We start from the raw sequence: 25,873 nt of genomic DNA, 5'->3' as shown, positions 1-25,873 counted from the left end.
GGGAAACGATTTGTCACCAGCACAAAGAAGAATTTTACTGTATATCCTTTCATTTATCTTTGTCATCGGCGCAGTCGTCTATTTTGTCAAAAGCGATTATCTGTTTACGCTGATTTTCATTGCCATTGCCATTCTGTTCGGGATGCGCGCGCGGAAGGCTGACTCGCGATGAGCATTTTGGATATACACGATGTATCCGTTTGGTATGAACGGGACAACGTCATCTTAGAACAAGTGGATTTACATTTAGAAAAAGGCGCCGTTTACGGGCTGCTTGGGGTAAACGGCGCCGGAAAAACGACACTGATTAATACGCTGACAGGCGTGAACCGCAATTTCAGCGGGCGCTTTACACTGTGCGGAATTGAAGCGGAGGCCGGCATGCCGCAGAAAACATCAGATCAGCTGAAGACTCACCGTTACTTCGCCGCCGATTACCCGCTGCTATTTACAGAAATTACGGCGAAGGACTATGTGTCTTTCGTCCATTCGCTTTATCAAAAGGATTTTTCAGAGCAGCAGTTTGCCAGTTTGGCCGAGGCCTTTCATTTTTCGAAATACATCAACAGGAGAATTTCAGAGCTGTCCTTGGGGAACAGGCAAAAGGTTGTATTGATGACAGGCTTATTGCTGCGCGCTCCCCTGTTTATTTTGGATGAGCCGCTCGTCGGTTTGGATGTGGAATCGATAGAGGTCTTTTATCAAAAAATGCGTGAGTACTGTGAAGAAGGCGGGACCATTTTGTTTTCTTCTCATCTGCTCGATGTCGTGCAAAGATTTTGTGATTATGCGGCCATTCTTCACAACAAACAGATCCAAAAGGTCATTCCGATTGGAGAGGAGACCGATCTGCGGCGGGAATTTTTCGAGGTGATCGGCCATGAATAACATAATCCCCATCATGTCTTTGCTGTTCAAACAGCTTTACAGCCGGCAAGGGAAAAAGGACGCCATCCGCATTGCCGCAGGCCTTGTCATTCTCGCCGTGTTTGAAATCGGGCTGATCCGCCAGGCCGGCATTGATGAATCGGTGTTGCGCAAAACGTATATCATACTCGCGCTTCTCTTAATGAACGCATATATGGTGTTTCTTTCTGTGACATCTCAATGGAAGGAATCTTATATGAAACTGAGCTGCCTGCTGCCGATTTCTTCACGGAGCTTTTGGCTCGCCCAGAGTGTCGTTTTGTTTGTCGATACCTGTTTGAGAAGAACTTTATTCTTTTTTATTTTACCGCTGTTCTTATTTGGAAACGGAACGCTGTTAGGGGCGCAAACATTGTTTTGGCTCGGCAGGTTTTCGTTTTTTACCGTTTACTCCATTATTTTCGGAGTTGTGCTAAGCAACCATTTCGTCAAAAAGAAAAACTTGATGTTTCTGCTGCATGCGGCGATATTCGCCTGTGTATGTCTCAGCGCCGCTTTGATGCCGGCCGCCACGCTTCCGCTTTGCGCGGTGCATATGCTGTGGGCGGTGATCATTGACTTTCCTGTCTTTCTACAGGCGCCTCCGCAGCAGAGCAAGATGCATTCATTTATGCGGCGATCTAAATTTTCGTTTTACAAAAGAGAATGGAACCGATTTATCTCTTCTAAAGCGATGCTGTTAAATTACGCGGTAATGGCGGCGTTCAGCGGCTTCTTTTCGTTCCAGATGATGAATACCGGCATCTTCAATCAGCAAGTGATTTATATCGTGATTTCCGCGCTTTTGCTCATCTGCTCGCCGATCGCCCTTTTGTACTCGATTGAAAAAAATGACCGGATGCTGCTCATCACGCTTCCGATCAAGCGGAAAACGATGTTTTGGGCGAAATATCGCTTTTATTCAGGCCTATTGGCAGGCGGATTTCTCCTTGTCGTGATGATTGTGGGTTTCATCAGCGGCCGTCCGATTTCAGTTCTCACTTTTTTGCAGTGCATTGAGTTGCTGCTGGCGGGAGCGTATATCAGGTTAACTGCGGATGAAAAAAGGCCCTCCTTCAGCTGGCAGACGGAGCAGCAGCTATGGAGCGGTTTCTCAAAATATCGGTCTTATCTGTTTTGTCTTCCCCTATTCTTAGCCACATTAGCCGGCACCGCTGTATCCTTGGCGGTCATTCCGATAGCCGGTCTGGTCATAGTCTATTACCTGCAAAAACAGGATGGTGGTTTCTTTGATACAAGCAAAAGAGAACGGCTTGGAAGTTAACCTGCTGAAGACTCATCAATTTTCAACTATTTCAATCGCCGCGAGCTTTCTGAAACCAATCGAAAGCGCGGCGGAACCTGAGGAAGAAACGATTTATTTTTACGGCGCCGCTGCATACCTGAAGGAGCAGATGATTGACGCTTTTGGTTATGCTGCCGGCAGCCGTTTCATGTACTCAGCGAATCTCTTTTTTGATCAGCAGCTGAAAACCTGCGGGACCCGTTTGATTCACCCATTATATAACGGGAATCTTCATGTTGACGCCCTGATGAAAACTTTTGCAGACTTGTCTTTCCCTTCTTCTCTTTCATTCGAAGCAGTTGAAAAGGCCAGGAATGAGCTGCTGCTGAGAATCGAAAAGAAATTCACTGATCCCTTCTCCTACTCGGCGGCGCGCTTGGCTGAGGAGGTCTTCGGAAACCCGATGTACGGCACAGGCATGTTTGGCCGGAGAGACAGGATAAAGGCGATTCATCCTAAACGGTTTCTCGACGCAACGGACTTTATCGTTGATTTAGGGTCCCAGCAAAAACAGCTGAACATATTGGGACAAGCACAAGCATGTGATGTTCGGGGACATGCCCCGCAAACGTCCGCTGTAACGTCCGGAAGAATACCCGTAAACCGGCATGTTTTTGAAACAGAGACACGCAGCGCTGCAGGTCCTTCCGTCTTGACACTCGGATTTGACTGCGGAGAGATGAAAGATGCCAGCGATTATATCAAAATACAGCTAATAGACGGATTACTGGGAAAGTACGGCCATTCCGCTTTATTCAAGCACTTCAGAGAGAAGGATCTGGCAGTCTATCACGTTATCACCCGTTACGATGTCATGAACAATTTGCTGCTTGTTTCAATATGTACAGATCAGCTTCATGAGAAAGACATTCCCCCGCGCGTTTTGGAAGCTGTTTCAGCTTTTCATACAGATGAGAGGGAACTAGAACAGGCAAAGCAGTTTTTACGCAATGAATTGCTGCTGCAATTCGATTCTCCCGAAGGTCTATTGGCCTATATGGGGATCCTGCGCCGCTTCTCCTGCACGAAAGAAGCCTTGCTGGATGGCATCTCAGCGGTTACATGCCGTGATGTATTGCAATTCATAGCGACCATCAATTATATCGGAGCTCATGTAGTAAGGGGATGAAGAGATGGAAAAGAAAGCCTTTTTTCAACAGCTGGATGAACGAACCGATATCAGATACACAGACAGCGGACTAAAAATATTCAGATTGAAATTCCCCCGCGCCCACCTGCGGCTGTGCAATGTAAAAATCAATTTTGGAAGCCGGGATGTATGTATACGGGCAGAATCCGGTGATACACTGCTTCCGTATGGCACAGCGCATTTTTTAGAGCATCTTCTCTTCTGGCATAACGGCCGCAATCTGTACAGTGATTTTTTTGCGCATGGCGCGCTTTTAAACGCATTCACTACCTACACCGATACCAATTTCATGTTTACCTCATTACCGGATCGGCTCAGACAAACGATCCCCATCCTGCTTGATGCTTTATGGAACCACTCATTTGACAAGAAGATTATCGCTCAGGAAAAAGCTGTGATTACAAGCGAAATTCAAACAGCACACCTTAACCATCAGCTCTCATATCATTATCAGCTGATCAGCATGCTTTCTCCCTCATCACCAGCTGCCGTTTTCCCCGCAGGCAGAATCGAAGATATTGAGGCGCTGGACATCAGTGATTTACAAAAAGCCTATAAGGCTGCCTACCAAGCCCATCGGATGACGCTGTTTTTGATTGGGGGCTCAGAAAATACAGAAACGCTTTTGCCTCCTCACCTCCAGCTGGAAAAGCGTCCGGATTATCATGCTGAAAGAAAAATCATCCCGGCATGCCCTCCAGCCCTCTCACAAAAAATGGTGCTGGGTGATGAGGAGCGGATGAATGATACATGGACCGGATTACAGATCGGCGCACTTCCCGGGCAAAACGATCTGTTGTCGATAAAGCTTTATTGGGATATCGCGGCTCGTATTCTATTTCAATTAGATTCACCGTTTTTTCAAGAGATTCAGCAAACGTACCGTCTGGAAATCGATCGCTTGTCCGCCGAGACTTATATATATGAGGATGGCGGTTTCTTGATCCTTCACAGTCAAGGGACCCATTCTTCAGCTTATATCGATGTGGCTTCATACTATGTCACACAGAAGAAAGAACAGGTTGCCGCCTGGCTTCAATACGGCAAGGACTCTTTGACTTACGCGATCATTTATGACAGCGATTATGTGCGTAAATGCTTCGAGTGGGCAGCCGAGTGTGACAGGTGCGATTGCTCGTTTCTTGACATGTACCACATCATTCAAGATATGGATACGCAGGTTTTCTTGTCTCTCATTGATGCAATGGCATCTTCTAACAAAGCGATCATTCACGTTTCTCAGAAAGAGGCGATCAGACAATGAAGAAAAACACTGTCTTTACCCTTTCATTGCTGCTTATAGGTATGGCGGCTTATTCCTTCGGCTGGGTTCAGGCCGTTGCCGAAGCCGCCGCCCAATATGTACAGATGATCAACAATGATGCTGTGCGGCTCGGACTGCTGGCTTGTACCGCTGCCCTCCTGATGCTGCCTGCTTTTCTCTATCTTCATTATGTCACCCAATCCGTGAAAAACATGACAGCAGCTTTTCAGAAACTCACACAGTCTCATCAAAGCTGCTGTGACTTTCAGCAACACAACTTGTGCAGCCGATATGCAGAAGACGTCAAATCGCTGCGTGACAGCTATAAAAACGTCCGCCAAACATACGTGATGGCTGCCGTGTTGTGCCAAGTCATCATATTCGGCTGCATGTTCGAAATCGTTAAAGCCGTCCCTTTCCGCCTTCACACGCCCCCTGCCCTTTCAATGGGACTTGCGATGCTACTGATCCTGTATTTATTGTTTTGCATGCGAACGTATTTGCGGCAGCTTTTCCGGCACGGCAGCCTGTTCAGAAAAGTGTTTGCGGGAGTGCTGGCAGCAGCCGGGCTTTGGTGGATGCTCAGTTTCTCTATAAGTGAACTGCTGTTTCTGATTATCCTGGCTGCCATCCAGCAAATCGGATCATTTATTTATAAACGATTCTCTTATCGCAGCACCGCTTCTCTTGATCTATAAAATAGCTACATCGCAATCGCAGACGGACCCGCGCCAACCGGAATCACCGTCACGGCTGTATAATCACTTGTGCGGTACACGGTCACAGCATTGTCGTTGGGCTGTGCCGCATAAATATACTGTTTGTCCGGCGTTACGGCGAGGTCAAAAGCGCCGGGGAGAGACACGTTTGCAATGATCCTCTGTCTGGCCGTATTAACTACGTATAAGTTATTAATGAGAAACGGTTCACTATATGGCTCTAGAAAATAAGCTCTAGTACTATCGAGAGAAAATACAATCGTCCTCAGCGTTTCAAATAAACGGCTGAAGTCCCCTCCCCTGCTTAATGGTGACAAACTAATCTCCGTTACACCTTTCGGCCACAGCTCACCATTCAACACGTACGCAAAATTTCCAGCGTAAGGAGTTGCAATTAAACTGGGAAATTCAAATGTATCTATGATACTTTCTACCAACTGCCCAGTATTTACATCATATTTATCAACCGACCAACTGCTTCCATTAGCGGTATAGACATACTGTCCATTCGGATCAAGAGCAAAGTCTAAAGCGCCGGGTATCGGAATGACATCAATGACCGATTGAGAGGCCGTGTTAATCATATATATAGATCCGGCTGCCATCACGTACGCGAACTCATCTGTTGGATCAAATTCAATCTTTCTCGGCCCTCCTCCAACAGTGATAGTATTTATGATGGTTAATGTTTTATTATCAATCACTGAGACAAGGTTGGTATTCCCATGGAGAACATACGTGAATGCTTTATCGAAAGTAACGCCTAGATTAGTTGGCACAGCAGAAAACGGGATTGTTTTTACAATAGTGTTTAAATCTGCATCAATGACCGAAACCATGCTGTCTCCAGTATTGGCAGTAAACACATACGATTGAGGGTCTGGCGATGGCGGTAAAACAAGTGTCCCGGCCACCGTGAGCGGACTGCCGTAGAAAGGCGGCACGATGAGAAGATCTTCCACTGTCATTTGATTAAAATCAGGACAGCGGTCAGACTGTGCTGCATAATAAACAACTTGATCAATCTCTTCAGTATGAATCACAGAAACAGCCCCGTCCCCTTGTCCATATTGATTTCGTACAGGCGACACACTGACAAGAAGCGTAATGGTCCCTTGTACTCTCACGGCATATCGAACACCGATATCTGGTTCCGGCCCAGTCTGGATTAAGCAAGGCTCACTGATACAGGACAAATTGTCTGTACTCCATGTAACAGCCGCTGACGCTTCGGCCGAATCAACCTTGAAGCCCTCAAGGATATCTATCGGCACTTGAAACGGCGCTTCCCGGCTAATTTCCTCATCACAAAAACAGAAACAATTTTCCTGTAAAGCAGAAAGATCATTCTTTTTCATGATTTCACGTCCTTTTAGAAATGCACCACACATAGTTGATTAAATCGCAATAGCTCCCGGTGAAACCCCAAGAGATATGACAGTCTCCACGGAGTAATCCTCCGTGTTGTAAACAGTGATGCTCTGTTCTAGAACATGAGTTGCATACAGAAATTCGCCATTCGGGGTAAACGCAAAGTCTCTTGCCGACTGCGGAACATTTCCTATAACGCCTGCTCCATTTGGACTGACAGAATATAAATTGCCAGTGAAGCCGTCATATAAATACACCTCTGCTCCACTCGTAAACATTCGATATTCCCCTTCATACTCCAGCTCTTGGGTGCTGCTGATGGTAAACGTATTTAAATCAATAACCGTCAAATAATTAAAAAAGAATTCTTGTTCTAATACATAGGCATACCGCTCCGGCCAATTTGTTTCTATGGTTGATACGATAAGCTCTCGTTCAATTGTTCCTGTGACTTCACCGGTAGTTAGGTCCACTTTTTGCACGATGCCAAAATTTAGAACATAGGCAAATAACCCATTGGGATCGATTGCAACATCATACCCTTCCACAGGAATCGACCTATCCACAGTTAACGTATCAATTCCAATCACAGAAACCGCAGTACCGGTGAAAACATAAGCAAACTCATGATTAGGGATAAATCTAATCAATCGAGGCGGCTGATCCAGCAATATAGATGCTGTCACTGTTAATGTGTCATAATCGATGACAGAAATCACATTATTGTTGGGATGTAAGACAAACACAGCGCTTTTATCTGGGGTAATTTCAATACCTGCCGGATTGTACGGAAGAGCAATCGTTGTCACAACAGAATGAGTGTTTGTATCAATCACAGAAACTGATTGATCATTTGAATTCGCTGTAAACGCATAGACGGGTTCCGGCTCCGGCACAAGCACAATCGTCCCCGTCACCGATAAAGGACTGCCGTAAAACGGCGGAACAACAACAAGGTTCTCAATCGTGATGTCACTGATATCCGGGCAATCATCCGGTTCATCGGAATAATAGACGACTTGATCGATCTCTGCATTGTGAATGACGGAAACAGCCCCGTCCCCTTGTCCATATTGATTTCGCACAGGTGAGACACTGACGAGTAGCGTAACGGTTCCCTGCAGGCTCACTGCAAATTGAACACCGACCTCATCAGGCTCAGGCCCCGTTTGAATTAAGCAACGGTCACTGACACAAGAAAGGCTGTCTGCATTCCACGTCACGTTTGCAACAGCTTCAGCCGGATCAACGACAAACCCTTCAGGTAATTCAATCGGTGCTTGAAACATGGCTTCTCGGCTTGCTTCTCCCTCACAAAAACATAAGCACTCTTCTTGTTCTGTTCCTGCTTTTTCTTTAAAGGAAAGCTTGTTTTTTCTCATTCCTTCACTTCCTTTTCAGACATACACTGCTCACGCAGATATAACAGAATATGGAAGGATAACGTGTTTGCTTGTACAAATTGCTGAGGGTAAACGCTTCTTTTTGAAAATATATTTCCAAACATGCGGTGTAACGAAAGAAAAAATTGCGGTTTTTTTGCGCTTCTCACAAGAATGTTGATGATAAAATATGACATATATAGAATTATGAAGGGAGGGATTTGCAAACGTGACAGGTGTCATATCTTCTTCTTCCATCGGAGAAAAGATTAACGAATGGTATATGTACATACGCCGATTTAGCATACCCGATGCAGAATATTTGCGACGAGAAATCAAGCAAGAGCTGGATCACATGGAAGAAGATCAAGACCTTCATTTGTACTATTCACTAATGGAGTTTCGGCACAACCTGATGCTTGAGTACCTTGAACCGTTAGAAAAAATGAGGATTGAGGAACAGCCGAGACTGTCTGATCTGCTGCTTGAGATTGATAAAAAACAGGCTCGTTTAACTGGTCTGCTTGAGTACTATTTTAATTTCTTCAGAGGCATGTATGAGCTGGACCAGCGGGAATATCTGTCGGCTATTAAATTTTTCAAGAAGGCCGAAAGCAAGCTGATATTCGTTAAGGATCGGATAGAGAAAGCTGAGTTTTTCTTTAAGATGTCTGAATCTTATTACTATATGAAACAAACGTATTTTTCAATGGACTATGCACGGCAAGCATATGAAATATACAAAGAAAATGAAGCTTATAATATAAGATTGCTGCAGTGTCATTCTTTATTTGCCACCAATTTTTTAGATTTAAAACAGTATGAGGATGCCATCTCACATTTTCAAAAAGCTTATTCTATGGCAGAAGCTGAAAAGCAGCCCCAATTAATGGGAAGAACTTTGTACAATATCGGGCTTTGTAAAAACAGCCAAAGCCAATATGAGGATGCCATAACTTATTTCAAAAGAGCAATAGCTGTTTTTGAAGAATCAAATATTCTTCCTTCCTTACCTCAAGCGTATTTTTTAATTACACAGATCCATTATAAATTAGGAAAAATGGATAAAGCTCATGAATATCATAGTAAGGGAATGGCTTATTCACAAAAGGCCGGAGATGTAATATATTTATCAGAGTTTGAATTTTTGAAATCTTTATACTTATCAGGCCCGGATGAAGAAGCAATTCAAGGATTTTTTGATTTTCTCGAAAGTAAAATGTTGTATGCTGATCTTGAAGATTTCGCTATTGATGTGGCAAAATATTATCATGAACGTAAAAATTTTCAAAAAGCTTCTGCTTATTTTTTGAAGGTGGAACAAGTAAGGCAACTTATTCAAGGAGGAGTGAGTTTGTATGAAATTGAAGTCTAAACTATTACTCTCTTGTCTGGCTCTAAGCACTGTGTTCGTGGCAACAACTATTGCAAATGCACCTACACACCAAATTGAAGTTGCACAACGAGGAATGATTTAAACACTTAAAATATAAAAAGGGAAATGTTATTTCGTTAACATTTCCCTTTTTATATTTATTCACTTAGAAATTTATCAGTCTTTTCACTTCCTTTAAATTAAATATTAATAAACAAATGAATTTTTTCCTTAAATTTCATTTACTTTTCCTGTATTATACATTATTATATATAGGACTTAAGTTATCTTTAATCTTCAATTGAAGAATACTCGGAGGAATAATAACAAATGAAATTTACAGTTAAAAAACATATAAGTAAAATGTTTATAATATTTGGGCTTGCTGTTTCATCTTTTGGAGTCACAAGTGCTGTGCATGCCGCTGCCAATACTTCTGATTCAACTGTCCATTTTACTTTTAGAGTATGGTCTCCTTATGATTATACAACTGCACGCAGAAAACAGAACAAAAGCTCTATGTATATGAAAGTGATAAGCTCTGACAAGAACAGCAGTTTTAATGTTTGGACTGAAGCAGATGCTAACGTTCACTCTAAAGGACGAGACTGGAAAAACGTATCTGGAAAAAAACATGAAGGAGAGGTAAAGCCAGGAAACACTTATTTATTTGTGAACACAGCAGTTGAAAGTTATGGTAAAAATGTTCCCGTTCGATTTGGTGGTTACAGCTGGGAAAATAATGCGTACAAAACAAATTGGAGTCCTGACAGTGTTAAACCTAAAGGCAAATACATAGAATATTAATGGAATTTTGCTTCTAAATAGGGTTTGAGCGGTTTTACGATATGTAAAACCGCTTTTTAAAGTTTATTTTTCCCTTAAATTAATCATGATGATTTATAAATGTGGTAATATATGAAAATGATTACCTTAATTCATTTTAATAACAGGAGGTATAAATATGACCTATTTTTTCATTTACAGGCTTCTAAAAAGCAAGACACTATATTTTTCACTTATATTTAGTACTCTCATAGTACTATACCAGTACTTGGATATTGTAGTGTTTAATAATCATTCAAATCTGCCTTACGAAGTTCACAAATCACCTTTTTTATCGAACATATTACAGGGTAATTCTGTTATTCCTTCAACAGTATGGTTGATGATACTTCCTATTTTGGCTACCTTGCCAATTACAAGTATATATAGATTTGATGTGAATTCTGGATATTTTATGAACACTATAATAAAAACAACTAAAAGCAAATACTTTAATACACTTATCGTGTTTAATTTCTTGTGCTCTTTTTTGATTATTATAATTCCTTTAAGTATTAATTTATATTTATTTTTGATGACTTATCCATCCATTAAACCTGATGGAATCATAAATTACATGCAAAATGTGGTTTCTAATGGTAGTGACCTTGCTAACATTTATTATGAACATCCACTGCTCTATACGTTAATCCTAATACTTATAAATGGACTATACGGTGCTATCTTATCAACAGTCGGGCTATCTTTTTCTTTTTTCATTAAAAAAACTTATTTTGTATATATTATACCGTTTGTTGTGAATTTACTTGGCATTACTATCTTGAATCCAGATTATAATCCTCAAAGATATATTATTAATAAAAATGGTTTTTTTAATTTACAAATTTTTTCTTTATTAAACTTAGTATTAATTATATTAGGTCTTTTAATATTTTTATGGGGTAAAAAGCGCCGTGTTTTATTATAATCTTTTAAAACAAAAATTCATAAGCAAATATTTTGGTTTTTCTATACTCTTTTCTATCAATGCTATAATTATATTTATATTTTTTAAGAGATCAATACAGACGCAAAATGACCATATTATCGATCAAATCTTTACATATCAGCACCTTGTATTATTGATAGCTCCATTAATTGTAGTATTTACTCTATTAGTGTCTTCCGATTATTTCATGGATCATGCCGTGATTCGGCTGAATAGTTCATTTAAGATAGTAGGGTACTATTTCCTTAAAAGCATTTCTTTTTCAGCTATACTAGGCATTATTGTTATGGGAGAAATCTATATATTGTGCTTTACATATAATATTGATAATAATCTGTTAACTGTTAGTAATTTTTCAACTCATGTATTCGCCTATATATTCATTGCTTACTTGACATCGTTTTTAATCCTTTTAACAAATCAAATATTAGTTGTAATAATAGAAATAATTTTATTTTTGTTTGATTATCTAGAATGTAACGGCATTCTCTTCTTAAACGGATTTTTATTAAATTTTGATGATTTAAAGGATCTATTGGTATTCAGAGTAGGGCTGATGTTTATTTTGTTCGGAGTGTGTATTCAAATAGTTAAAAAACAAGACTATTTGAGGCCTAACGACCAGAAAGGAACGTACTAATGCATTCTATTTTTCATTTGTTAAAAAGGGATATTATGATGAGGCTGCATGATTGTAAAGCAACTTTTCTTTTTATAAGTTTAGCAGCTTTGCTAGTCTATTTTGTTTCTTTTTGGAATAGTTATAAATCTGGCCAACTAGACCAGCACAATCTTTTAAATAATTATATGAATGTCTTTCATTCACTAAACTTTTTTGAATTACATGAGCTTTATTCACAACATAAATTTTCAATCCCCTTTACGTGGATTTGCCTTCAGCTATTCCCTTTACTTATTATTGGGCATTTTTCATATAATGACTTTCAAAAATCAGGAACTTTATTAATACCTAAATTAAACAATAAATTAGCTTTTTGGTTAAGCAAAGTGTTTTCCTTATGGTTTTTTTGCTTGATAATCTGGATTGTCTGGTTTTCATTCTATTTCATTTTCTTTCTAATATTCAAAGGTACAATAACAATTGGAGAGATCAAACCTGTTCTTTCTTTAATGTTAATTCAATATTCAGTGACAGCTGTTTATACTCTAGTTTTTGAAACATTAACGTATTTCTTTTCGTTTATTATTTCATTAGTTATTTCAATTGTGTATCTCATCATATCCATATTTGTTCATTCAAAATTCTTTTTTACCTCGTTAGCCATACCAGGCAGATGGTATTTCGCCGATCATTCATCAATAAATATGAGTTATTCTAATGGCTCTGCTATTCATTTGCCAATATTTATTGGTGTAATTGCTTTATTTTGCATCTCATGCTGCTTTGTAGGAATGATTCGCATAAAAAAAATAGACATTTTAGGAGATTAATTATGACTGCATTTATAGAATGTACAAATGTATATAAGAAGTTAAAAGGAAATCTTGTACTTAATGATATTAATTTAACTATCAAAAAAAATGAGTTTGTAGTATTAAAAGGACATAATGGCTCTGGAAAAACAATGATTTTAAGAGCAATCGCAGGGCTTTTAAAATTAACCAAAGGGCAAATTATTGTCAATAATCTCATTATAGGAAAAGATACAGATTTTTCTATAAATACTGGGATATTAATTGAATATCCCAGTTTTATACCTGTCTATACCGGTTATCAAAATTTGAAATTCTTAGCTTCAATTAATAAGAAAGTTTCAGACCAAGAGATCCGAAAAATGATAGAGCAAGTAGGATTAGATCCTGAAGACAACCGTAAGGTAAAACGTTATTCCTTAGGAATGAAGCAACGTTTAGGCCTAGCACAAGCACTAATGGAGTCTCCATCACTGCTGCTTTTAGATGAACCGACTAACGCACTCGACAAAAAAGGAATTCAGCTAATCACTGATTTATTGAAAAAAGAAAAAGAAAAGGGAACTACAATAGTCGTTGCAAGTCATGATGAAACCCTGACTGAAAATAATATTGTAGACAGAGTTATACATATTAGCAATGGTAGACTGGGTGAGGATAATGAATAAACGAGCAATATTGTTAATAACCATTTTTTTAATTATTGTTGCTGGTAGTAGTTTTCGTTATTATAAACTGAATAATCATAATGATAATTACTCTCCTCATATCACAAACCTTCCGAAAAATCGTATGATCGATACGGGTGCCGGGATTACTTATCATGTTCTCAAACCATTAAAACCAATTGAATTTATGGATGAGGATCTTAATATGAAAAGATTGTTATACATTTTGCCGCTGGATATAACAAATACATCCAAGCACGAAATAACGCTGGAACAGCTCTCACCTGATGGAATGAAATATCTTTTTTTTGGTGGCTTTGATCACTATTACAATTTAATGGCGTATAATTTAGATCTTCCAGAAAAGTATCAATTCAATACTTCAATTCCTGCTGGGAAAACTATACGAGGCTATGTCGGTTTGAAAATGACAAAAGGCAAAGACGTAAACTTTAACTATAAAAATTTTGATCCCACAACCTCTAAATTATTTGTTTATTATTCCTTGATAAACAAATCAAATAAAAGGATAACATATAAATTCCCACTTAATTAATCTTGTATTACAATTCAGGAAATCAATTCATATTTCCTGAATTGTATTTTTATATTCTCTTCCTTCTCTCCTGAAAAGTTAAATTATAGAATTCAATATCTTTCAATTTAATTTTCATCTATATTGATATTATGATTGCCAACACCGCTTCAATAATTTTCATTGAAAATCATAATAATTCAAAACCTCTTATCTCCTTAATTCATTCCACTTTAAGCACCTATTAAGATTGAAAAAAATAAAACAAGCCCGTACTGAATGGCTTATACCAGTCAACACGGGCCTACCTTCTTATTTCACAAACCCAAGCAGCATTTCACGGATGATTTTGCTGGCTGTGTTTGCCGTTTGCTCTGAGTGGTCATACACCGGTGCTACTTCCACTAAATCAGCGCCCTTTACGTTTACCTCTGAACGCGCAATTTCATGGACGGATGCAAGCAATTCTTTAGACGTGATGCCGCCGGCGTCAACCGTTCCTGTACCCGGTGCGTGTGCAGGGTCTAATACGTCAATGTCAATTGTGACATAAACCGGACGGCCCGCCAGCTTCGGAAGCACCTCTTTCAGCGGTTCAAGCACTTCAAATTTTGAGATGTGCATGCCGTTTTCCTTCGCCCATTCAAACTCTTCTTTCATGCCGGAACGGATTCCAAATGAATACACATTGTGCGGTCCGATCAATTCTGCCGCCTTACGGATCGGCGTGGAGTGAGAAAGCGGTTCTCCCTCATAATCAACACGAAGATCTGTATGTGCGTCAAAATGGATAATCGCAAGGTCTGGGTATTTCTTGTACATTGCTTTAATGACAGGCCATGACACGAGGTGCTCCCCGCCCATACCCATTGGGAACTTCCCTTTTTCTAAAATGCTGTCCACGTACTCTTCAATCATATCCAGGCTTCGCTGCGGATTTCCGAACGGCAGCGGAATGTCGCCGGCGTCAAAGAAGTTCAAGTCAGCCAGATCGCGGTCTAAATATGGGCTGTATTCCTCAAGGCCGATTGACACCTCACGGATTCTGCTTGGACCAAAGCGTGAGCCCGGGCGATAGCTGACTGTCCAGTCCATCGGCATGCCGTAAAGAATGGCGTCCGCCTCTTCCCACTCGGGACGGCTCGCGATAAATACTTTTCCTGAATAAGCTTCATCAAATCTCATCTATAATACCCTCGCTTTCCTGTAAAAAAGCGCAAGATTCGCTCCTGCGCCATACCTTCATTATTTAATCAGGTCACTCACAAATTTCGGCAGAACAAATGCCGCTTTATGAATATCTTTTGTGTAATATTTCGTCTCAATATCGAAGAAACGGCTGTCTTCCACTGCAAGCGGATCATATTTTTTCGAGCCAATTGTAAATGTCCACAAACCGCTTGGATATGTCGGAATGTTCGCCGTATACAGCTTCGTAATCGGGAAGATTTCCTTCACGTCGCGCTGTACATTTGTGATTAATTCGGGTGTAAACCATGGGTTGTCCGTCTGCGCAACGAAAATACCGTCTTCTTTCAGCGCTTTTGCGATTCCTGCGTAGAATCCTTTTGTAAACAGGTTTACAGCCGGTCCGACTGGTTCAGTTGAATCTACCATAATGACGTCGTATTGATTTTCAGATTTTGCAATGTGCATAAATCCGTCATCTACCTGCACGTCAACGCGCGGATCATCCAGTTTGCCTGCGATAGAAGGAAGGAACTTTTTAGAGTATTCGATCACCTTGCCGTCAATATCTACAAGTGTCGCTTTTTTCACGCTTGGATGCTTCAGGATTTCTCTGATAACGCCGCCATCACCGCCGCCGACTACAAGAACGTGCTCCGGATTTGGGTGCGTAAATAATGGCACATGCGCCACCATTTCGTGATAAACGAATTCGTCTTTTTCAGATGTCATCACCATGCCGTCCAAAAACAGCATGTTGCCGAACTCTTCTGTTTCCACCATTTCTAAATGCTGAAACTCCGTTTGTTCTGTATGTAACGTCTTGTTAACCTTCATCGTAATGCCAAAGTTTTTCGTCTGCTTCTCTGTGTACCAAAGTTCGCTCAATTGTCATCTCCCTTTCGAGGCTGTATTCATTTATTGTAAGCGTCTTATCAGCTTTTATTCTCGGTTGAAATCTCATTTTCACCTAAGGAAAAAGTATAGAGGATGGCGGGGAAAAAGTAAAGATGCGTCCTGTTCTGCGATGTTTAAAAACGATCTTTTTTTCTCATAATAGTAGAAACATAAAAAAAGGGGGGAACCCGTTGTGGATGCAATGACAAATAAACGGCTGAGACTGACGCTGAAAACCGTTCGCGCCTTTATCTTTTTAGGGGCTTTTGCGGCCTTGGCGGCAGCTGCCGTGTTTATGACTGTCATCTTGATAGCCAAATACCAGGGCGCTCCCTCGGTGCAAGTGCCGCAATCCACGATTTTGTATGCGAGTGACGGCTCAAAGCTCGGGGAAACGAACTACGGCGAAAAGCGCTATTGGGTCCCCTTAAAGGACATGAATCCGACGATCGTAAAAGCGACAGTGGCGATTGAGGACCAGAATTTCTACGATCATCACGGCTTTGATTATAAACGCATGGCCGGCGCGGCGCTTGCTGACCTGAAAGCATTTGCCAAGGTTCAGGGTGCAAGCACCATCACCCAGCAATATGCGAGAAACTTATACCTTGAACACGACAAAACGTGGAAACGGAAATGGAATGAGGCGTTCTATACGATCCGTCTGGAACAAAACTATTCTAAGGACGAGATATTAGAAGGCTATTTAAATACGATTTACTACGGACACGGCGCCTACGGCATTGAAGCAGCTTCCCGCCTGTATTTCGGCAAGCATGCCAAAAACCTGACGGATGCGGAGGCGGCGCTTCTGGCAGGAATCCCGAAAGGACCTTCCGGCTATTCACCGTATGTCAATGAGACGAAGGCCAAGGAGCGCCAGAAAACGATTGTGCGGATGATGGAAAAGCAGCAGATGATCAGCCAAAAGAAAGCGGATGAACTGATCAAGGAACCTCTTTCCTATCAGCCTTTGAATAAACAAGTTTCCAAGAGAAAGGCTCCTTATTTCTATGACAATGCGATGAGAGAGCTGGAGAAAAAGCTCGGCATGACACGGGAGCAAATTGAAACGAGCGGGTTAAACGTCTATACAACGGTAGATAAACGGATGCAGCGCATCGCCGAGGAGACCATTACCGAAACGGTTAACGCGGGCTCTGACATTCAAGTCGGGTTTTCAGCCATTGATCCCCGCACCGGAAACGTTCTCGCTCTTGTCGGCGGCAGGGATTATCAAAAAAGCCCGTTTGACCGGACGACACAGGCGAAGCGCCAGCCTGCTTCGACGATCAAGCCGCTGCTGTACTATAAAGCGATTCAGAGCGGATTTACGCCAGTCACTTTGATGAAAAGCGAAGAAACCGAGTTTCAAATTGACGCAAAGGGAGAAACCTATTCTCCAAGCAACTATAACGGATACTATGCCAACAAGCCGATTACGCTTCTGCAGGCGCTGGCGCTTTCCGACAATATCTACGCTGTGAAAACGCATCTTTTTCTCGGCACGAACAAACTTGTAAAGACGGCAAAGGAATTTGGCATTACCGCCCATCTTCAAGCACTGCCGTCTCTGGCACTCGGCACCGAACCCGTACGCCCGATTGAGATGGTCAACGCCTATGCCATGCTCGCAAATGGCGGAAAGAAAATCGAACCGACTTTTATTTCAAGGGTAACGGACGCAGCCGGCCACGTGCTGTACGAAAACCCGAATCAGCATAAACAGGTGCTTGATGAAAAAGCCGCTTTTGTCACAGCGAGTATGATGACAGGCATGTTTGATACCGATTTAAATGGATATACGTCGGTTACGGGGCGAACGATAGCCAACCGCCTGACAAGAACGTATGCCGGAAAATCAGGAACCACCAGCGCAGACAGCTGGATGATCGGCTTCAATCCGAAGCTGGCCGCAGGTGTTTGGACCGGCTATGACAAAAACAGCACCATCGACTCGGTCGAAGAAAAAAGCTATGCTAAAACCATTTGGGCGGACTTCATGGAGGACGCGCTCAAAGGCGAACCAGAAACCGCGTTCAAGCCGCCAAAAGGCGTAACCGGTGTGTACATTGATCCGGAAACAGGCTACTCATCAGGTCCCGGCTGTGCCGCTAAGCATTACACATATTTTGTGAAAGGCACAGAACCAGCAAACGTGTGCTACGGGGCAGAACCCGCAAAACAAACAAAAGACCGGCTTCCATCCAAAGAAAAGCCCGCTTCCGAGAAAAAGTGGTGGGACAAATGGCTGGGGCGACATCATTGAAAATAACCCGGCTCCTCGGAGGCCGGGTTATTCGTATGGTTCCTTCATAATCGATGGAAGAATGTTAGACAATCGAGCTGAACAATCAGTTTTGGGATAAAGTGGTGAATTTCTTATTTCTTCGACGCCGGCTTTCATCTCCCAGTCGCCGACTCATATCCCCCTAAAAAATGAAAAACCCCGAGTCTTGTTTCGGCTCGGGATTTTCCATGTCCTATTTCTGTATCACCAGTTTACTCAATGTTTACGAAAAATATCTCAAATACTTTAAAAGTTCACAGAAAATTCATAAATTAATTGTTTTCCGGAAGCAGGCTCGTTTTTAACTCATCTGAGGAACGGTCCCATAGGCCCTGATCATGCTTTTTCAGAAATTCGCCTAGTACACGCTTCGAGCTGTCGTCCATTTTATCAACGATGATTTTCCGTTTCATGGATTTATCCATCAAATTCACATGCTCAGGCAGCGACTTGTAGCCTCTTCTGATGCTTCTGTCGACCGTCATTTCACAGGCTGTCACACCAGCGTAATAAGGCCCCTCTTCTTTTCTGTCAATCGTTACCCACACAAGCCAGTATGGTTTTCCGTTCGGAACTTCTTCTTTATTCGGGAGAAATTTAATTCCTTTTTCAACGGTGCTGCGGGCATGCATGGCGCCGATGTCTACGAACGCTTCTTTTTCCTCTACATCAACGAATACGGGAGAAATGTTATCAAGGCTGAGTGCCCCTACGCCAAAACCACCGTGTCCGTCTGTCGGATCACTTTTGATAATATTAAACCCGATTGATTTTTTCTTTTTTTCTTCCATGAAGTTCTACCTCCTACAAAAGCGGTTGAAATATCGCTGAAAACAGCTTTAAAATCGAATCTCTTCCTGCATTGAGCATCGGCCACAGCACGTAAGATCCGAGCGGTGTCACAAACAGCACCAAAAATACGATAAAGCCGTAGCTCTCCGCCTGCGTCATTTTGGCACGCACGCCCGGCGGAACGAGATCTTCTATAATTCGATAGCCATCGAGCGGAGGAAGCGGCAGCAGATTAAATAAAAACAAGACAAGATTCAGCTGTATCCAAATAGAAAAAAACTGATCCAGCCCCGTGCTGAACGCCGCAAGCATTTCCATTCCGTACGCATGCATCAACACTAACAAAAAGAAACCAATAAACGCAAGAATCAGGTTACTGACGGGCCCGGCTATAGATACGAGCACACCGGCAAGCCGGGGTTTCTTAAAGAAGCGGCGATTCACGGGAATGGGGCGCGCCCACCCGAAGCCGGCCACCAAAATCAAAATGGTTCCGAACGGATCAAGGTGTTTAATGGGATTCAGCGTCAGTCTTCCTTGTTTTTTCGCCGTATCGTCACCGAATTTGTATGCGACATAAGCGTGGGCAAGCTCGTGCATCGTAAACGACACAATTAGCGTGATGACGAGGTATGGCATTAAAGATAACGGATAATATAAGAAACGGTCCAAGTGAGATATCCCTCTTTCTCAAAATGCAAGAATTTACTTTATTCAGTATACTATAAGAAGCCTCTTTTTCTAAAGAGAGGAAACGAGATAAAGGAGGATTCAGCACCCATGCCATACGTAACTGTCAAAATGCTCGAAGGCCGTACAGACGAGCAAAAACGCAATCTTGTCGAGAAAGTAACAGAAGCCGTAAAGGAAACAACCGGTGCTTCTGAAGAAAAAATTGTTGTCTTTATAGAAGAAATGAGAAAAGACCATTATGCCGTCGCAGGCAAACGCCTGAGCGATATGGAATAATCTCTATAAAGCCGGCGCTTCGCGCACCGGCTTTTATTATCCCTATTGAGCCAGCTTCGCAATAATCGCCAAGAACGTCTCTTTCTCTTCGGCTGTTAAACGTTCAAACATGCCGTCAATCAGCTGCTGGCGGTTTTCGATCATTTGTTCAGCCGCTCCCCGGCCCGATTCAGAAAGCGTAATCCATACAGTGCGGCGGTCATTGTTATTTCTGGATCTCTCAATAAACCCTTCCTGCTCTAAATGATTCAGAGCTGTGGTCGTGGCAGAGGGAGACAGTGTGACCTCCTTCAAAATATCCTTTATGGTGCAGCTCCCATGTCTGTATATGATCCGCAGAATAAACCCTCTTACATTATTCACGTGTTTCGGAACGGTGGCTTCATCTAATTGCTTCGTGCTTTTCAAATATTTTGTAAGTGCGTGATCCAGCAAATTTGCTTCCAGTTTGTCATGGTCCATGTCAATTTCCCCATTTCGAGATGCATTCATAACATACGAACGATATGATTTACTTATTATTTTACTGATTCCGAATAGGGAAAGTCAAAAAAGCAAAATGTGAATTCACAGCTTTTATCCTACATGCCTCGATTTTCCACCTGTTTCACAAGCTTATCTTTGAATGTCTGAAAAGGAACATGTTCATTCTGCTGATGTCCGAATCGGCGGACGTTTACCGCATCCTCCTGCTCCTCATGATCTCCAAGCACCAGCACGTACGGGATTTTCTGCACCTGCGATTCTCTGATTTTATAGCCCAGCTTCTCATTGCGCTCATCAATGCCGGCTCTTATCCCCACCTGCTTCAGCTCCGCCTGCACTTTTCTGCAATAGTCTAAGTGAACGTGCGAAACCGGTATGATTTGAACCTGGAGCGGTGCGAGCCAGACTGGAAAAGCCCCGCCGTAATGCTCGATCAAAATGCCGAAGAAACGGTCGATTGAGCCGAAAACCGCTCTGTGGATGACAACGGGACGAACCTTCTCATTGAGTTCGTTGATATATGTTAAATCAAATTTTTCCGGCATTTGAAAATCAAGCTGAATTGTCGCGCATTGGTGGCTCCGTTTCAGGGCATCTTTTATGTGGAAATCAATTTTCGGCCCGTAAAACGCCCCATCACCTTCATTGATCTCATAAGAGAGGCCAAGCTCCTCAAGGACGCGTGCTAAGGCACATTCCGACGCTTCCCAAAGGCTGTCATCGCCTAATGAATCCTCCGGGCGAGTCGAAAGCTCAACTGAATACTCGAAACCAAATGTCCGATATACCTCATCAATCAGCCGAATCGCTTCTTTGATCTCACTCTCAATCTGATCCTCCCGAACGAAAATATGGGCGTCATCCTGACAGAACGTCCGAACGCGAAGCATTCCGTTTAAAGCGCCGCTGTATTCATGGCGGTGCACCTGTCCGAATTCCGCCATGCGAATCGGCAGATCCCGATAAGAATACAGGCTGTTTTTAAAAATGAGCATATGGCCGGGACAATTCATCGGCTTCATTGCGAACCTTGTATCATCCACTTCTGAAAAGTACATATTGTCGCGATAATGGTCCCAATGGCCTGACTGCTCCCATAACCGCTGATTCATCATAAACGGCGTACGCACCTCATCGTAGCCGGCATTTGTTTGCAGCTCACGCGAGAAGCGCTCCAGCTCATTGCGGACAATCTGCCCTTTCGGCAAATAAAACGGCATCCCCGGCGCTTCTTCAGAAAACATAAACAGCCCTAACTGTTTGCCGAGCTTGCGATGGTCTCGTTTTGCCGCTTCTTCCAGCATATGCAGGTGCGCATCCAAATCTTTTTTCTTTTGAAACGCAACCCCGTACACCCGCTGCAGGACTTCATTTTTGCTGTCTCCGCGCCAATAAGCGCCTGATACTCTTGTCAGTTTGAACGCCTTGATCATTCCTGTAGAAGGGAGGTGCGGCCCGCGGCACAGGTCAACGAATTCCCCTTGCTGGTACAGTGTGATATCCTCCCCACGCGGAATATCCTTTAAAATCTCAAGCTTGAGCCGCTCGTCTTTTTGTGCAAACAGCTCTTCAGCCTCTTCGTAAGAAACCTCCATACGTTTGATTTCAAGGTTTTCATTTATTATGTTTTTCATTTCTTTTTCGATGGCCTCTAAGTCTCCTGATGCCAAGCTTTTCCCCAGCTTCATGTCATAGTAGAAGCCGTCTAAAATCACAGGCCCTACCCCCAATGACACTTCGCCGTACAGCCGTTTTACTGCTTGGGCCAGCACGTGCGCTGTTGTGTGGCGAAGCACCTGCAAGCCTTCTTGTGAATCGAGTGTGACAATCGAAAGCTCAGCATCTTCCTCCAGCTTGAAACTGAGATCAACAAGCTTGCCGTTGACCTGACCTGCGGCCGCTTTCTTTTGCAGACTGGAACTGATAGAACCAGCCGCTTCTTTGATTGTGATGCCTTTCGGATATTCCTGGATCTGTCCGTCCGGAAGCTGAATGTGTACATGTTTACTCATTTTAGAACACTCCTTATTCATTGTTGTATATAAAAAAACACACCCGTCCCGCAGATAGGGACGAGTGTGTGATTAACCCGTGGTTCCACCCAAGTTCCCGACAAATACTATGTTGTCGGCTCGGTGCTGTAACGCAGCATAGACGGCATTGGATACTTCAGTTCCCCAATGCTGCTCCAAGGCGGTAAATGATATTCCTAAGCTGGGAAGCTCTCACCTTTCCTTCCCTCTCTGAAAACCGTAACTATCATTCGTGTCCTTTTCATCGCATGTATTCAATTCATAAAAAAACACACCCGTCCCACAGATAGGGACGAGTGTGTGATTAACCCGTGGTTCCACCCAAGTTCCCGACAAATACTATATTGTCGGCTCGGTGCTGTAACGCAGCATAGACGGCATTGGATACTTCAGTTCCCCAATGCTGCTCCAAGGCGGTAAATGATATTCCTAAGCTGGGAAGCTCTCACCTTTCCTTCCCTCTCTGAAAACCGTAACTATCATTCGTGTCCTTTTCAACGCATTTATGTAGTTCATATAAAAAAACACACCCATCCCTCTAAAAGGGACGAATGTGTTGATCATCCGTGGTTCCACCCAAATTCCCGATCAATTACACATGGTGATCGGCTTGAAGATGCTGTAACGCAGCATGACGGTATCAGATACTTGTTTTCCCCGATACGGCTCAAAGGCGGTAAGCTGCTTTCCCTGCGTTAGGAAGATCTCAGCTGTCCTTCCCTCTCTGGAAACCGTAAAAAGCATCTCGTGTCCTTATCAGTGCCTGTTGTTTCAATAATTTTTTATATCTTACTATATATTCCCACAAAGCGCAATCAGTGATTTACATTTTTTTCTGACGCAACAGTTCCGTTATGGGCAACCAGAAACAGCCATACAAGCAATGCAGCGAGGCTGTATGCCGCTCCCATCATCAAAAACGTAAACCCGGCACCGGCATACCAAGTGGCGGACAGATGAATAATCACCCCGGTTATCGCTACGCCGACCAAGGCTCCGATTTGCCGGTTTGTATTTAACGCCGCACCGGCGATATTCGCATGTCTTTGCCCGGCAGCCTGCATGATCACAGTTGTCATGGCAGGAACTGTAATACCGGTACAGAGGTTCATAACAGACATCAATACCGCCAGCTGCCAATAAGGAAAATCCGGAGAAATCAGCACAAACAACAGCAATGCAATGATACAGCTGACCGCCATTGATACAAACATAAGCTGCCCGGCTTCAAACCGATTCGCCAGACGGGCAAACAGCAGATTGCCGATCACGAAGACCGCCATCATCGGCAGCAGCTCCACTCCAGCCATAAAGGAACTTGCGCCTCCTGCTTCCTGCAAAAAAAGGCTGAGCATAAACATGCCGCCAAAAAGGGCGAAATTCAGCAAAAACCCGATAAATTGGGCAGCTGAGAAGCGGCCGCTTTTGTATAAGGACGCCGGCAGGATGGGTGCTTTTGCAGAAATTTCCCGCAGCAAAAACAGCACAAATGCCAAAATCGCTGCAGTAAATGCTACAAGAATCACTGGCGAGCGCCAGCCCACTGAAGGCCCCTGTATCAAAGCATAGGAAAGAAACCCGAGAGCCATCATGCCAAGCAGATGCCCAACGATGTTCACGCGGCTGCTTTTTCCCGGAACGCGGCTGAGGATTCGGTAAGCTGAAATGAGCGCAGCAGCCCCTATTGGCACATTGATCAGAAAAATACTCTGCCAGCCCGCCAACTGTACCAGCACTCCCCCGATAAAGGGCCCAAGGCCTGAAGCGGCGGAAACAAGCGCGGCCCACAGCCCAAACATTCTCGCCCGCACCCGCTCATCAGGATAAGAGGCAGCCAAAAGGCTGAGTGAGCTTGGCATAAACAAAGCTGCTCCAATTCCCTGTATGAGACGTCCGGCAATCAGCATCTGCCCATTTATAGATGCAGCGCATACACAGGAGGCCAGAACAAAAACGGCTAGACCTAAGATATAGATCGTCTTCGAGCCGAAACGGTCAGCCAAGGCTCCGCCCGCCAGCAGAAGCGACGCAAAAGTAAGAATGTACCCGTCCACAACCCATGTTACACCTGAAAGTGACATTGAAAGAGTGTTTTTCATATCCGCCATCGCCACATTCACAACGGTCACATCAAGAGTTGCCATGAGGAAACCAAGTGCGAGCACGATCAGTACAGATATTCCTGTAGATGAATCTGTTTTGTGTAAAGATCCGCTATTTTTCATTACAATTGCCCTTTCACTTGCTTGATTACCCAATCATCTATTTTTTCAAGATCATACAATTCCCCGACTCTGTCCATGACATGCTGCAAGGATTCTTCTCTCATGAGATTGGCCCATTTATCCTCGATTTCCCCCATGACTGTCTCCAGCACACAGTGACTTTCTCCCTCAAATACAGATTGCAGCAGGCCTTTCCCCTGATACATCGAACCTCTGCCTTCAACCGCTTGATAAACATCATAAAGCGTAATGTCCGCCAAAGGCTTCGTCAGGGTAAAACCGCCCTTCGTCCCTGGTAAGGATTCTGCCAAACCGGCTTGAACTAATGTTCTCATCAGCTTCTTCAAGTAAGACGGAGACACACGCAATCGCTGGCTTATAGCCTCTGACGTCAAAGAAGCCTGTACCGGCAGCCGTGACAGTAACAGCAGCACAGAAACCGCCTGCTCCATTCCTGATTTCATTTTCATCCTATTCACTCCTGATTCATTATGGATAACTATTATCCATAATGAATCTCTTAGCAGCTTTTGTCAATAAAAAAAGCAAAAGAAACGGATCATTTCTTTTGCTTGGTATGGTTAACAAATCTGCTTCAGTTCCTCTATGTATTGAAGCGCTTCGTCATATTCTTCATTTGTATATTTTTGCTTGCTTTTGATGGTAAAGACTTTTTCTTTCTTTTCCTCATCCTCAAGCCCGTCAAAGTAAAGGATCGTGGAAACAAGCTCTAAAAACCGTGATGAACGGCTGTTTACACTGTCAATATAGCCTTTCATATCCGGCATGTCCAGATCAGCATGGTCTAAAAATGCGGAGCCTGTCTCAGTCAGCGAATACCGGTATTGAAAGTAGCCGCCCTTTTTTTCCTTCACCTCATGCAGAAATCCAAGGTTGCACAGCTCTTCAATCTGGAGCGTCAGTTCCTCTGAATATGGTCCGTAAAAGTGAAAATCATATTTCTCATAGAAAGGAAACTGCATTTTCTTGGCGATATAAATCATTTTCTGCAGCTTCTTTCGCCCGATGATTTCTCCAGAATCCGAGAACACCTTCATCAGTTTTGCATGTTCTTTCAACAAATTCCCGACATCTCCTTTTTCCTTCTT

26 protein-coding genes and 3 other annotated features are annotated in these 25,873 nt (G+C 42.9%); of the genes, 14 read left to right on the top strand and 12 right to left on the bottom strand.

Going from position 1 to position 25,873, the window contains the following annotated elements; all coding sequences use genetic code 11:
* The first annotated feature begins 10 nt into the window (after positions 1-10).
* Genes albB through albG form a run of 6 tightly spaced genes read left to right on the top strand, consistent with a single transcriptional unit; the run spans position 11 to position 5,324 of the window.
* A complete protein-coding gene (gene albB, locus ACQVGT_RS01950) occupies positions 11-172 on the top strand; it encodes an antilisterial bacteriocin subtilosin biosynthesis protein AlbB (RefSeq protein WP_003222006.1) in 162 nt (53 codons plus the stop codon).
* Positions 169-888 (top strand): ABC transporter ATP-binding protein, encoded by a 720-nt coding sequence (locus tag ACQVGT_RS01945; RefSeq protein WP_015384927.1) that lies wholly within the window; start codon positions 169-171, stop codon positions 886-888. The genes albB and ACQVGT_RS01945 overlap by 4 nt, the downstream gene beginning before the upstream one ends.
* Entirely contained in the window at positions 881-2,191 is a 1,311-nt protein-coding gene (gene albD, locus ACQVGT_RS01940) for an antilisterial bacteriocin subtilosin biosynthesis protein AlbD (RefSeq protein ID WP_041518103.1), read from the top strand. The genes ACQVGT_RS01945 and albD overlap by 8 nt, the downstream gene beginning before the upstream one ends.
* Positions 2,181-3,341: an antilisterial bacteriocin subtilosin biosynthesis protein AlbE gene (albE, locus tag ACQVGT_RS01935; protein ID WP_080030755.1), complete on the top strand. Its 1,161-nt coding sequence runs from the start codon at positions 2,181-2,183 to the stop codon at positions 3,339-3,341. The genes albD and albE overlap by 11 nt, the downstream gene beginning before the upstream one ends.
* A 4-nt stretch (positions 3,342-3,345) precedes the next feature.
* Positions 3,346-4,626, top strand: a complete 1,281-nt coding sequence (locus ACQVGT_RS01930) for a M16 family metallopeptidase (protein ID WP_015483836.1) — start codon at positions 3,346-3,348, stop codon at positions 4,624-4,626.
* Positions 4,623-5,324 (top strand): antilisterial bacteriocin subtilosin biosynthesis protein AlbG, encoded by a 702-nt coding sequence (gene albG, locus ACQVGT_RS01925; RefSeq protein WP_015384931.1) that lies wholly within the window; start codon positions 4,623-4,625, stop codon positions 5,322-5,324. Before ACQVGT_RS01930 ends, albG begins: the two co-directional genes overlap by 4 nt.
* A gap of 5 nt (positions 5,325-5,329) precedes the next feature.
* On the opposite strand, the gene ACQVGT_RS01920 is transcribed toward albG, so the two are convergent.
* Genes ACQVGT_RS01920 through ACQVGT_RS01910 form a run of 3 tightly spaced genes read right to left on the bottom strand, consistent with a single transcriptional unit; the run spans position 5,330 to position 8,325 of the window.
* A complete protein-coding gene (locus ACQVGT_RS01920) occupies positions 5,330-6,703 on the bottom strand; it encodes a YncE family protein (protein WP_015483837.1) in 1,374 nt (457 codons plus the stop codon).
* 39 nt (positions 6,704-6,742) lie between these two features.
* A complete protein-coding gene (locus ACQVGT_RS01915; protein WP_015384933.1) occupies positions 6,743-8,098 on the bottom strand; it encodes a YncE family protein in 1,356 nt (451 codons plus the stop codon).
* The gene (locus ACQVGT_RS01910; protein ID WP_015483838.1) at positions 8,095-8,325 is read right to left on the bottom strand and encodes a hypothetical protein; all 231 of its coding nucleotides are present in this window, start codon (positions 8,323-8,325) and stop codon (positions 8,095-8,097) included. Before ACQVGT_RS01910 ends, ACQVGT_RS01915 begins: the two co-directional genes overlap by 4 nt.
* A 2-nt stretch (positions 8,326-8,327) precedes the next feature.
* Between ACQVGT_RS01910 and rapF the strand changes: the two genes are divergently transcribed.
* From rapF to ACQVGT_RS01880, 6 genes are all read left to right on the top strand, one after another.
* Positions 8,328-9,473, top strand: coding sequence for a response regulator aspartate phosphatase RapF (gene rapF, locus ACQVGT_RS01905; RefSeq protein ID WP_015384935.1), 1,146 nt, complete (start codon positions 8,328-8,330; stop codon positions 9,471-9,473).
* On the top strand, positions 9,457-9,576 hold the full coding sequence (phrF, locus tag ACQVGT_RS01900; RefSeq protein ID WP_009968329.1) for a phosphatase RapF inhibitor PhrF: 120 nt from the start codon (positions 9,457-9,459) through the stop codon (positions 9,574-9,576). Before rapF ends, phrF begins: the two co-directional genes overlap by 17 nt.
* Positions 9,577-9,803: 227 nt before the next feature.
* A complete protein-coding gene (locus ACQVGT_RS01895) occupies positions 9,804-10,280 on the top strand; it encodes a DUF2712 domain-containing protein (protein ID WP_015384936.1) in 477 nt (158 codons plus the stop codon).
* A 259-nt stretch (positions 10,281-10,539) separates the two neighbouring features.
* Complete coding sequence (locus ACQVGT_RS01890; protein ID WP_236822444.1) at positions 10,540-11,226, top strand: hypothetical protein; 687 nt, start codon at positions 10,540-10,542, stop codon at positions 11,224-11,226.
* Between the two features lie 1,475 nt (positions 11,227-12,701).
* Positions 12,702-13,349 (top strand): ABC transporter ATP-binding protein, encoded by a 648-nt coding sequence (locus ACQVGT_RS01885; protein ID WP_015384940.1) that lies wholly within the window; start codon positions 12,702-12,704, stop codon positions 13,347-13,349.
* Positions 13,342-13,905, top strand: a complete 564-nt coding sequence (locus ACQVGT_RS01880) for a hypothetical protein (RefSeq protein ID WP_015483840.1) — start codon at positions 13,342-13,344, stop codon at positions 13,903-13,905. Before ACQVGT_RS01885 ends, ACQVGT_RS01880 begins: the two co-directional genes overlap by 8 nt.
* 291 nt (positions 13,906-14,196) lie before the next feature.
* Here the strand turns inward: ACQVGT_RS01880 and speB are convergent, their stop codons facing one another.
* Entirely contained in the window at positions 14,197-15,069 is an 873-nt protein-coding gene (gene speB / locus ACQVGT_RS01875) for an agmatinase (protein WP_003227545.1), read from the bottom strand.
* Positions 15,070-15,129: 60 nt separating this feature from the next.
* Positions 15,130-15,960 carry a spermidine synthase gene (gene speE, locus ACQVGT_RS01870; protein ID WP_003227543.1) on the bottom strand — a complete coding sequence of 277 codons (831 nt, stop codon included), beginning with the start codon at positions 15,958-15,960 and terminating at the stop codon, positions 15,130-15,132.
* Positions 15,961-16,162: 202 nt separating this feature from the next.
* Between speE and ACQVGT_RS01865 the strand changes: the two genes are divergently transcribed.
* Positions 16,163-18,238, top strand: a complete 2,076-nt coding sequence (locus tag ACQVGT_RS01865) for a transglycosylase domain-containing protein (protein WP_015384942.1) — start codon at positions 16,163-16,165, stop codon at positions 18,236-18,238.
* Positions 18,239-18,531: 293 nt separating this feature from the next.
* On the opposite strand, the gene ACQVGT_RS01860 is transcribed toward ACQVGT_RS01865, so the two are convergent.
* Both ACQVGT_RS01860 and ACQVGT_RS01855 read right to left on the bottom strand, forming a co-directional pair.
* Positions 18,532-19,050, bottom strand: coding sequence for a YwhD family protein (locus ACQVGT_RS01860; protein ID WP_003244446.1), 519 nt, complete (start codon positions 19,048-19,050; stop codon positions 18,532-18,534).
* 13 nt (positions 19,051-19,063) lie between these two features.
* Positions 19,064-19,723 carry a site-2 protease family protein gene (locus ACQVGT_RS01855; protein ID WP_003243167.1) on the bottom strand — a complete coding sequence of 220 codons (660 nt, stop codon included), beginning with the start codon at positions 19,721-19,723 and terminating at the stop codon, positions 19,064-19,066.
* Positions 19,724-19,831: 108 nt separating this feature from the next.
* Between ACQVGT_RS01855 and thmT the strand changes: the two genes are divergently transcribed.
* Positions 19,832-20,020 carry a 2-hydroxymuconate tautomerase gene (gene thmT / locus ACQVGT_RS01850; RefSeq protein ID WP_003222038.1) on the top strand — a complete coding sequence of 63 codons (189 nt, stop codon included), beginning with the start codon at positions 19,832-19,834 and terminating at the stop codon, positions 20,018-20,020.
* A 42-nt stretch (positions 20,021-20,062) separates the two neighbouring features.
* On the opposite strand, the gene ACQVGT_RS01845 is transcribed toward thmT, so the two are convergent.
* The 5 genes from ACQVGT_RS01845 to ACQVGT_RS01825 form a co-directional block, all read right to left on the bottom strand.
* Positions 20,063-20,482 carry a MarR family transcriptional regulator gene (locus ACQVGT_RS01845; RefSeq protein WP_003227535.1) on the bottom strand — a complete coding sequence of 140 codons (420 nt, stop codon included), beginning with the start codon at positions 20,480-20,482 and terminating at the stop codon, positions 20,063-20,065.
* 119 nt (positions 20,483-20,601) lie between these two features.
* Positions 20,602-22,518, bottom strand: coding sequence for a threonine--tRNA ligase (gene thrS, locus ACQVGT_RS01840; RefSeq protein WP_015483843.1), 1,917 nt, complete (start codon positions 22,516-22,518; stop codon positions 20,602-20,604).
* Positions 22,519-22,571: 53 nt separating this feature from the next.
* Positions 22,572-22,793, bottom strand: a binding site (T-box leader).
* A 31-nt stretch (positions 22,794-22,824) separates the two neighbouring features.
* Positions 22,825-23,046, bottom strand: a binding site (T-box leader).
* A gap of 33 nt (positions 23,047-23,079) precedes the next feature.
* Positions 23,080-23,308 (bottom strand) — a binding site (T-box leader).
* 46 nt (positions 23,309-23,354) lie between these two features.
* The gene (locus ACQVGT_RS01835; RefSeq protein WP_015384945.1) at positions 23,355-24,764 is read right to left on the bottom strand and encodes an MFS transporter; all 1,410 of its coding nucleotides are present in this window, start codon (positions 24,762-24,764) and stop codon (positions 23,355-23,357) included.
* Entirely contained in the window at positions 24,764-25,234 is a 471-nt protein-coding gene (locus ACQVGT_RS01830) for an Rrf2 family transcriptional regulator (RefSeq protein ID WP_014478304.1), read from the bottom strand. Before ACQVGT_RS01830 ends, ACQVGT_RS01835 begins: the two co-directional genes overlap by 1 nt.
* A 111-nt stretch (positions 25,235-25,345) precedes the next feature.
* The gene (locus tag ACQVGT_RS01825) at positions 25,346-25,846 is read right to left on the bottom strand and encodes a YwgA family protein (RefSeq protein ID WP_003227524.1); all 501 of its coding nucleotides are present in this window, start codon (positions 25,844-25,846) and stop codon (positions 25,346-25,348) included.
* Between the last annotated feature and the right edge of the window lie 27 nt (positions 25,847-25,873).

The sequence above is a fragment of the Bacillus sp. SCT118 genome (assembly GCF_058566435.1).
The sequence above is the reverse complement of the archived record's forward strand: the minus strand, read 5'-3'. Positions and strand labels throughout refer to the sequence as shown.

Coding starts and splice junctions, on each gene's coding strand:
- ACQVGT_RS01845 (WP_003227535.1), bottom strand. CDS start 20,482: ATGGACCATGACAAACTGGAAGCAAATTTGCTGGATCACGCACTTACA.
- speB (WP_003227545.1), bottom strand. CDS start 15,069: ATGAGATTTGATGAAGCTTATTCAGGAAAAGTATTTATCGCGAGCCGT.
- ACQVGT_RS01880 (WP_015483840.1), top strand. CDS start 13,342: ATGAATAAACGAGCAATATTGTTAATAACCATTTTTTTAATTATTGTT.
- albD (WP_041518103.1), top strand. CDS start 881: ATGAATAACATAATCCCCATCATGTCTTTGCTGTTCAAACAGCTTTAC.
- thmT (WP_003222038.1), top strand. CDS start 19,832: ATGCCATACGTAACTGTCAAAATGCTCGAAGGCCGTACAGACGAGCAA.
- ACQVGT_RS01930 (WP_015483836.1), top strand. CDS start 3,346: ATGGAAAAGAAAGCCTTTTTTCAACAGCTGGATGAACGAACCGATATC.
- thrS (WP_015483843.1), bottom strand. CDS start 22,518: ATGAGTAAACATGTACACATTCAGCTTCCGGACGGACAGATCCAGGAA.
- ACQVGT_RS01860 (WP_003244446.1), bottom strand. CDS start 19,050: ATGGAAGAAAAAAAGAAAAAATCAATCGGGTTTAATATTATCAAAAGT.
- ACQVGT_RS01920 (WP_015483837.1), bottom strand. CDS start 6,703: ATGAAAAAGAATGATCTTTCTGCTTTACAGGAAAATTGTTTCTGTTTT.
- phrF (WP_009968329.1), top strand. CDS start 9,457: ATGAAATTGAAGTCTAAACTATTACTCTCTTGTCTGGCTCTAAGCACT.
- ACQVGT_RS01830 (WP_014478304.1), bottom strand. CDS start 25,234: ATGAAAATGAAATCAGGAATGGAGCAGGCGGTTTCTGTGCTGCTGTTA.
- ACQVGT_RS01945 (WP_015384927.1), top strand. CDS start 169: ATGAGCATTTTGGATATACACGATGTATCCGTTTGGTATGAACGGGAC.
- ACQVGT_RS01895 (WP_015384936.1), top strand. CDS start 9,804: ATGAAATTTACAGTTAAAAAACATATAAGTAAAATGTTTATAATATTT.
- ACQVGT_RS01835 (WP_015384945.1), bottom strand. CDS start 24,764: ATGAAAAATAGCGGATCTTTACACAAAACAGATTCATCTACAGGAATA.
- ACQVGT_RS01915 (WP_015384933.1), bottom strand. CDS start 8,098: ATGAGAAAAAACAAGCTTTCCTTTAAAGAAAAAGCAGGAACAGAACAA.
- albG (WP_015384931.1), top strand. CDS start 4,623: ATGAAGAAAAACACTGTCTTTACCCTTTCATTGCTGCTTATAGGTATG.
- ACQVGT_RS01885 (WP_015384940.1), top strand. CDS start 12,702: ATGACTGCATTTATAGAATGTACAAATGTATATAAGAAGTTAAAAGGA.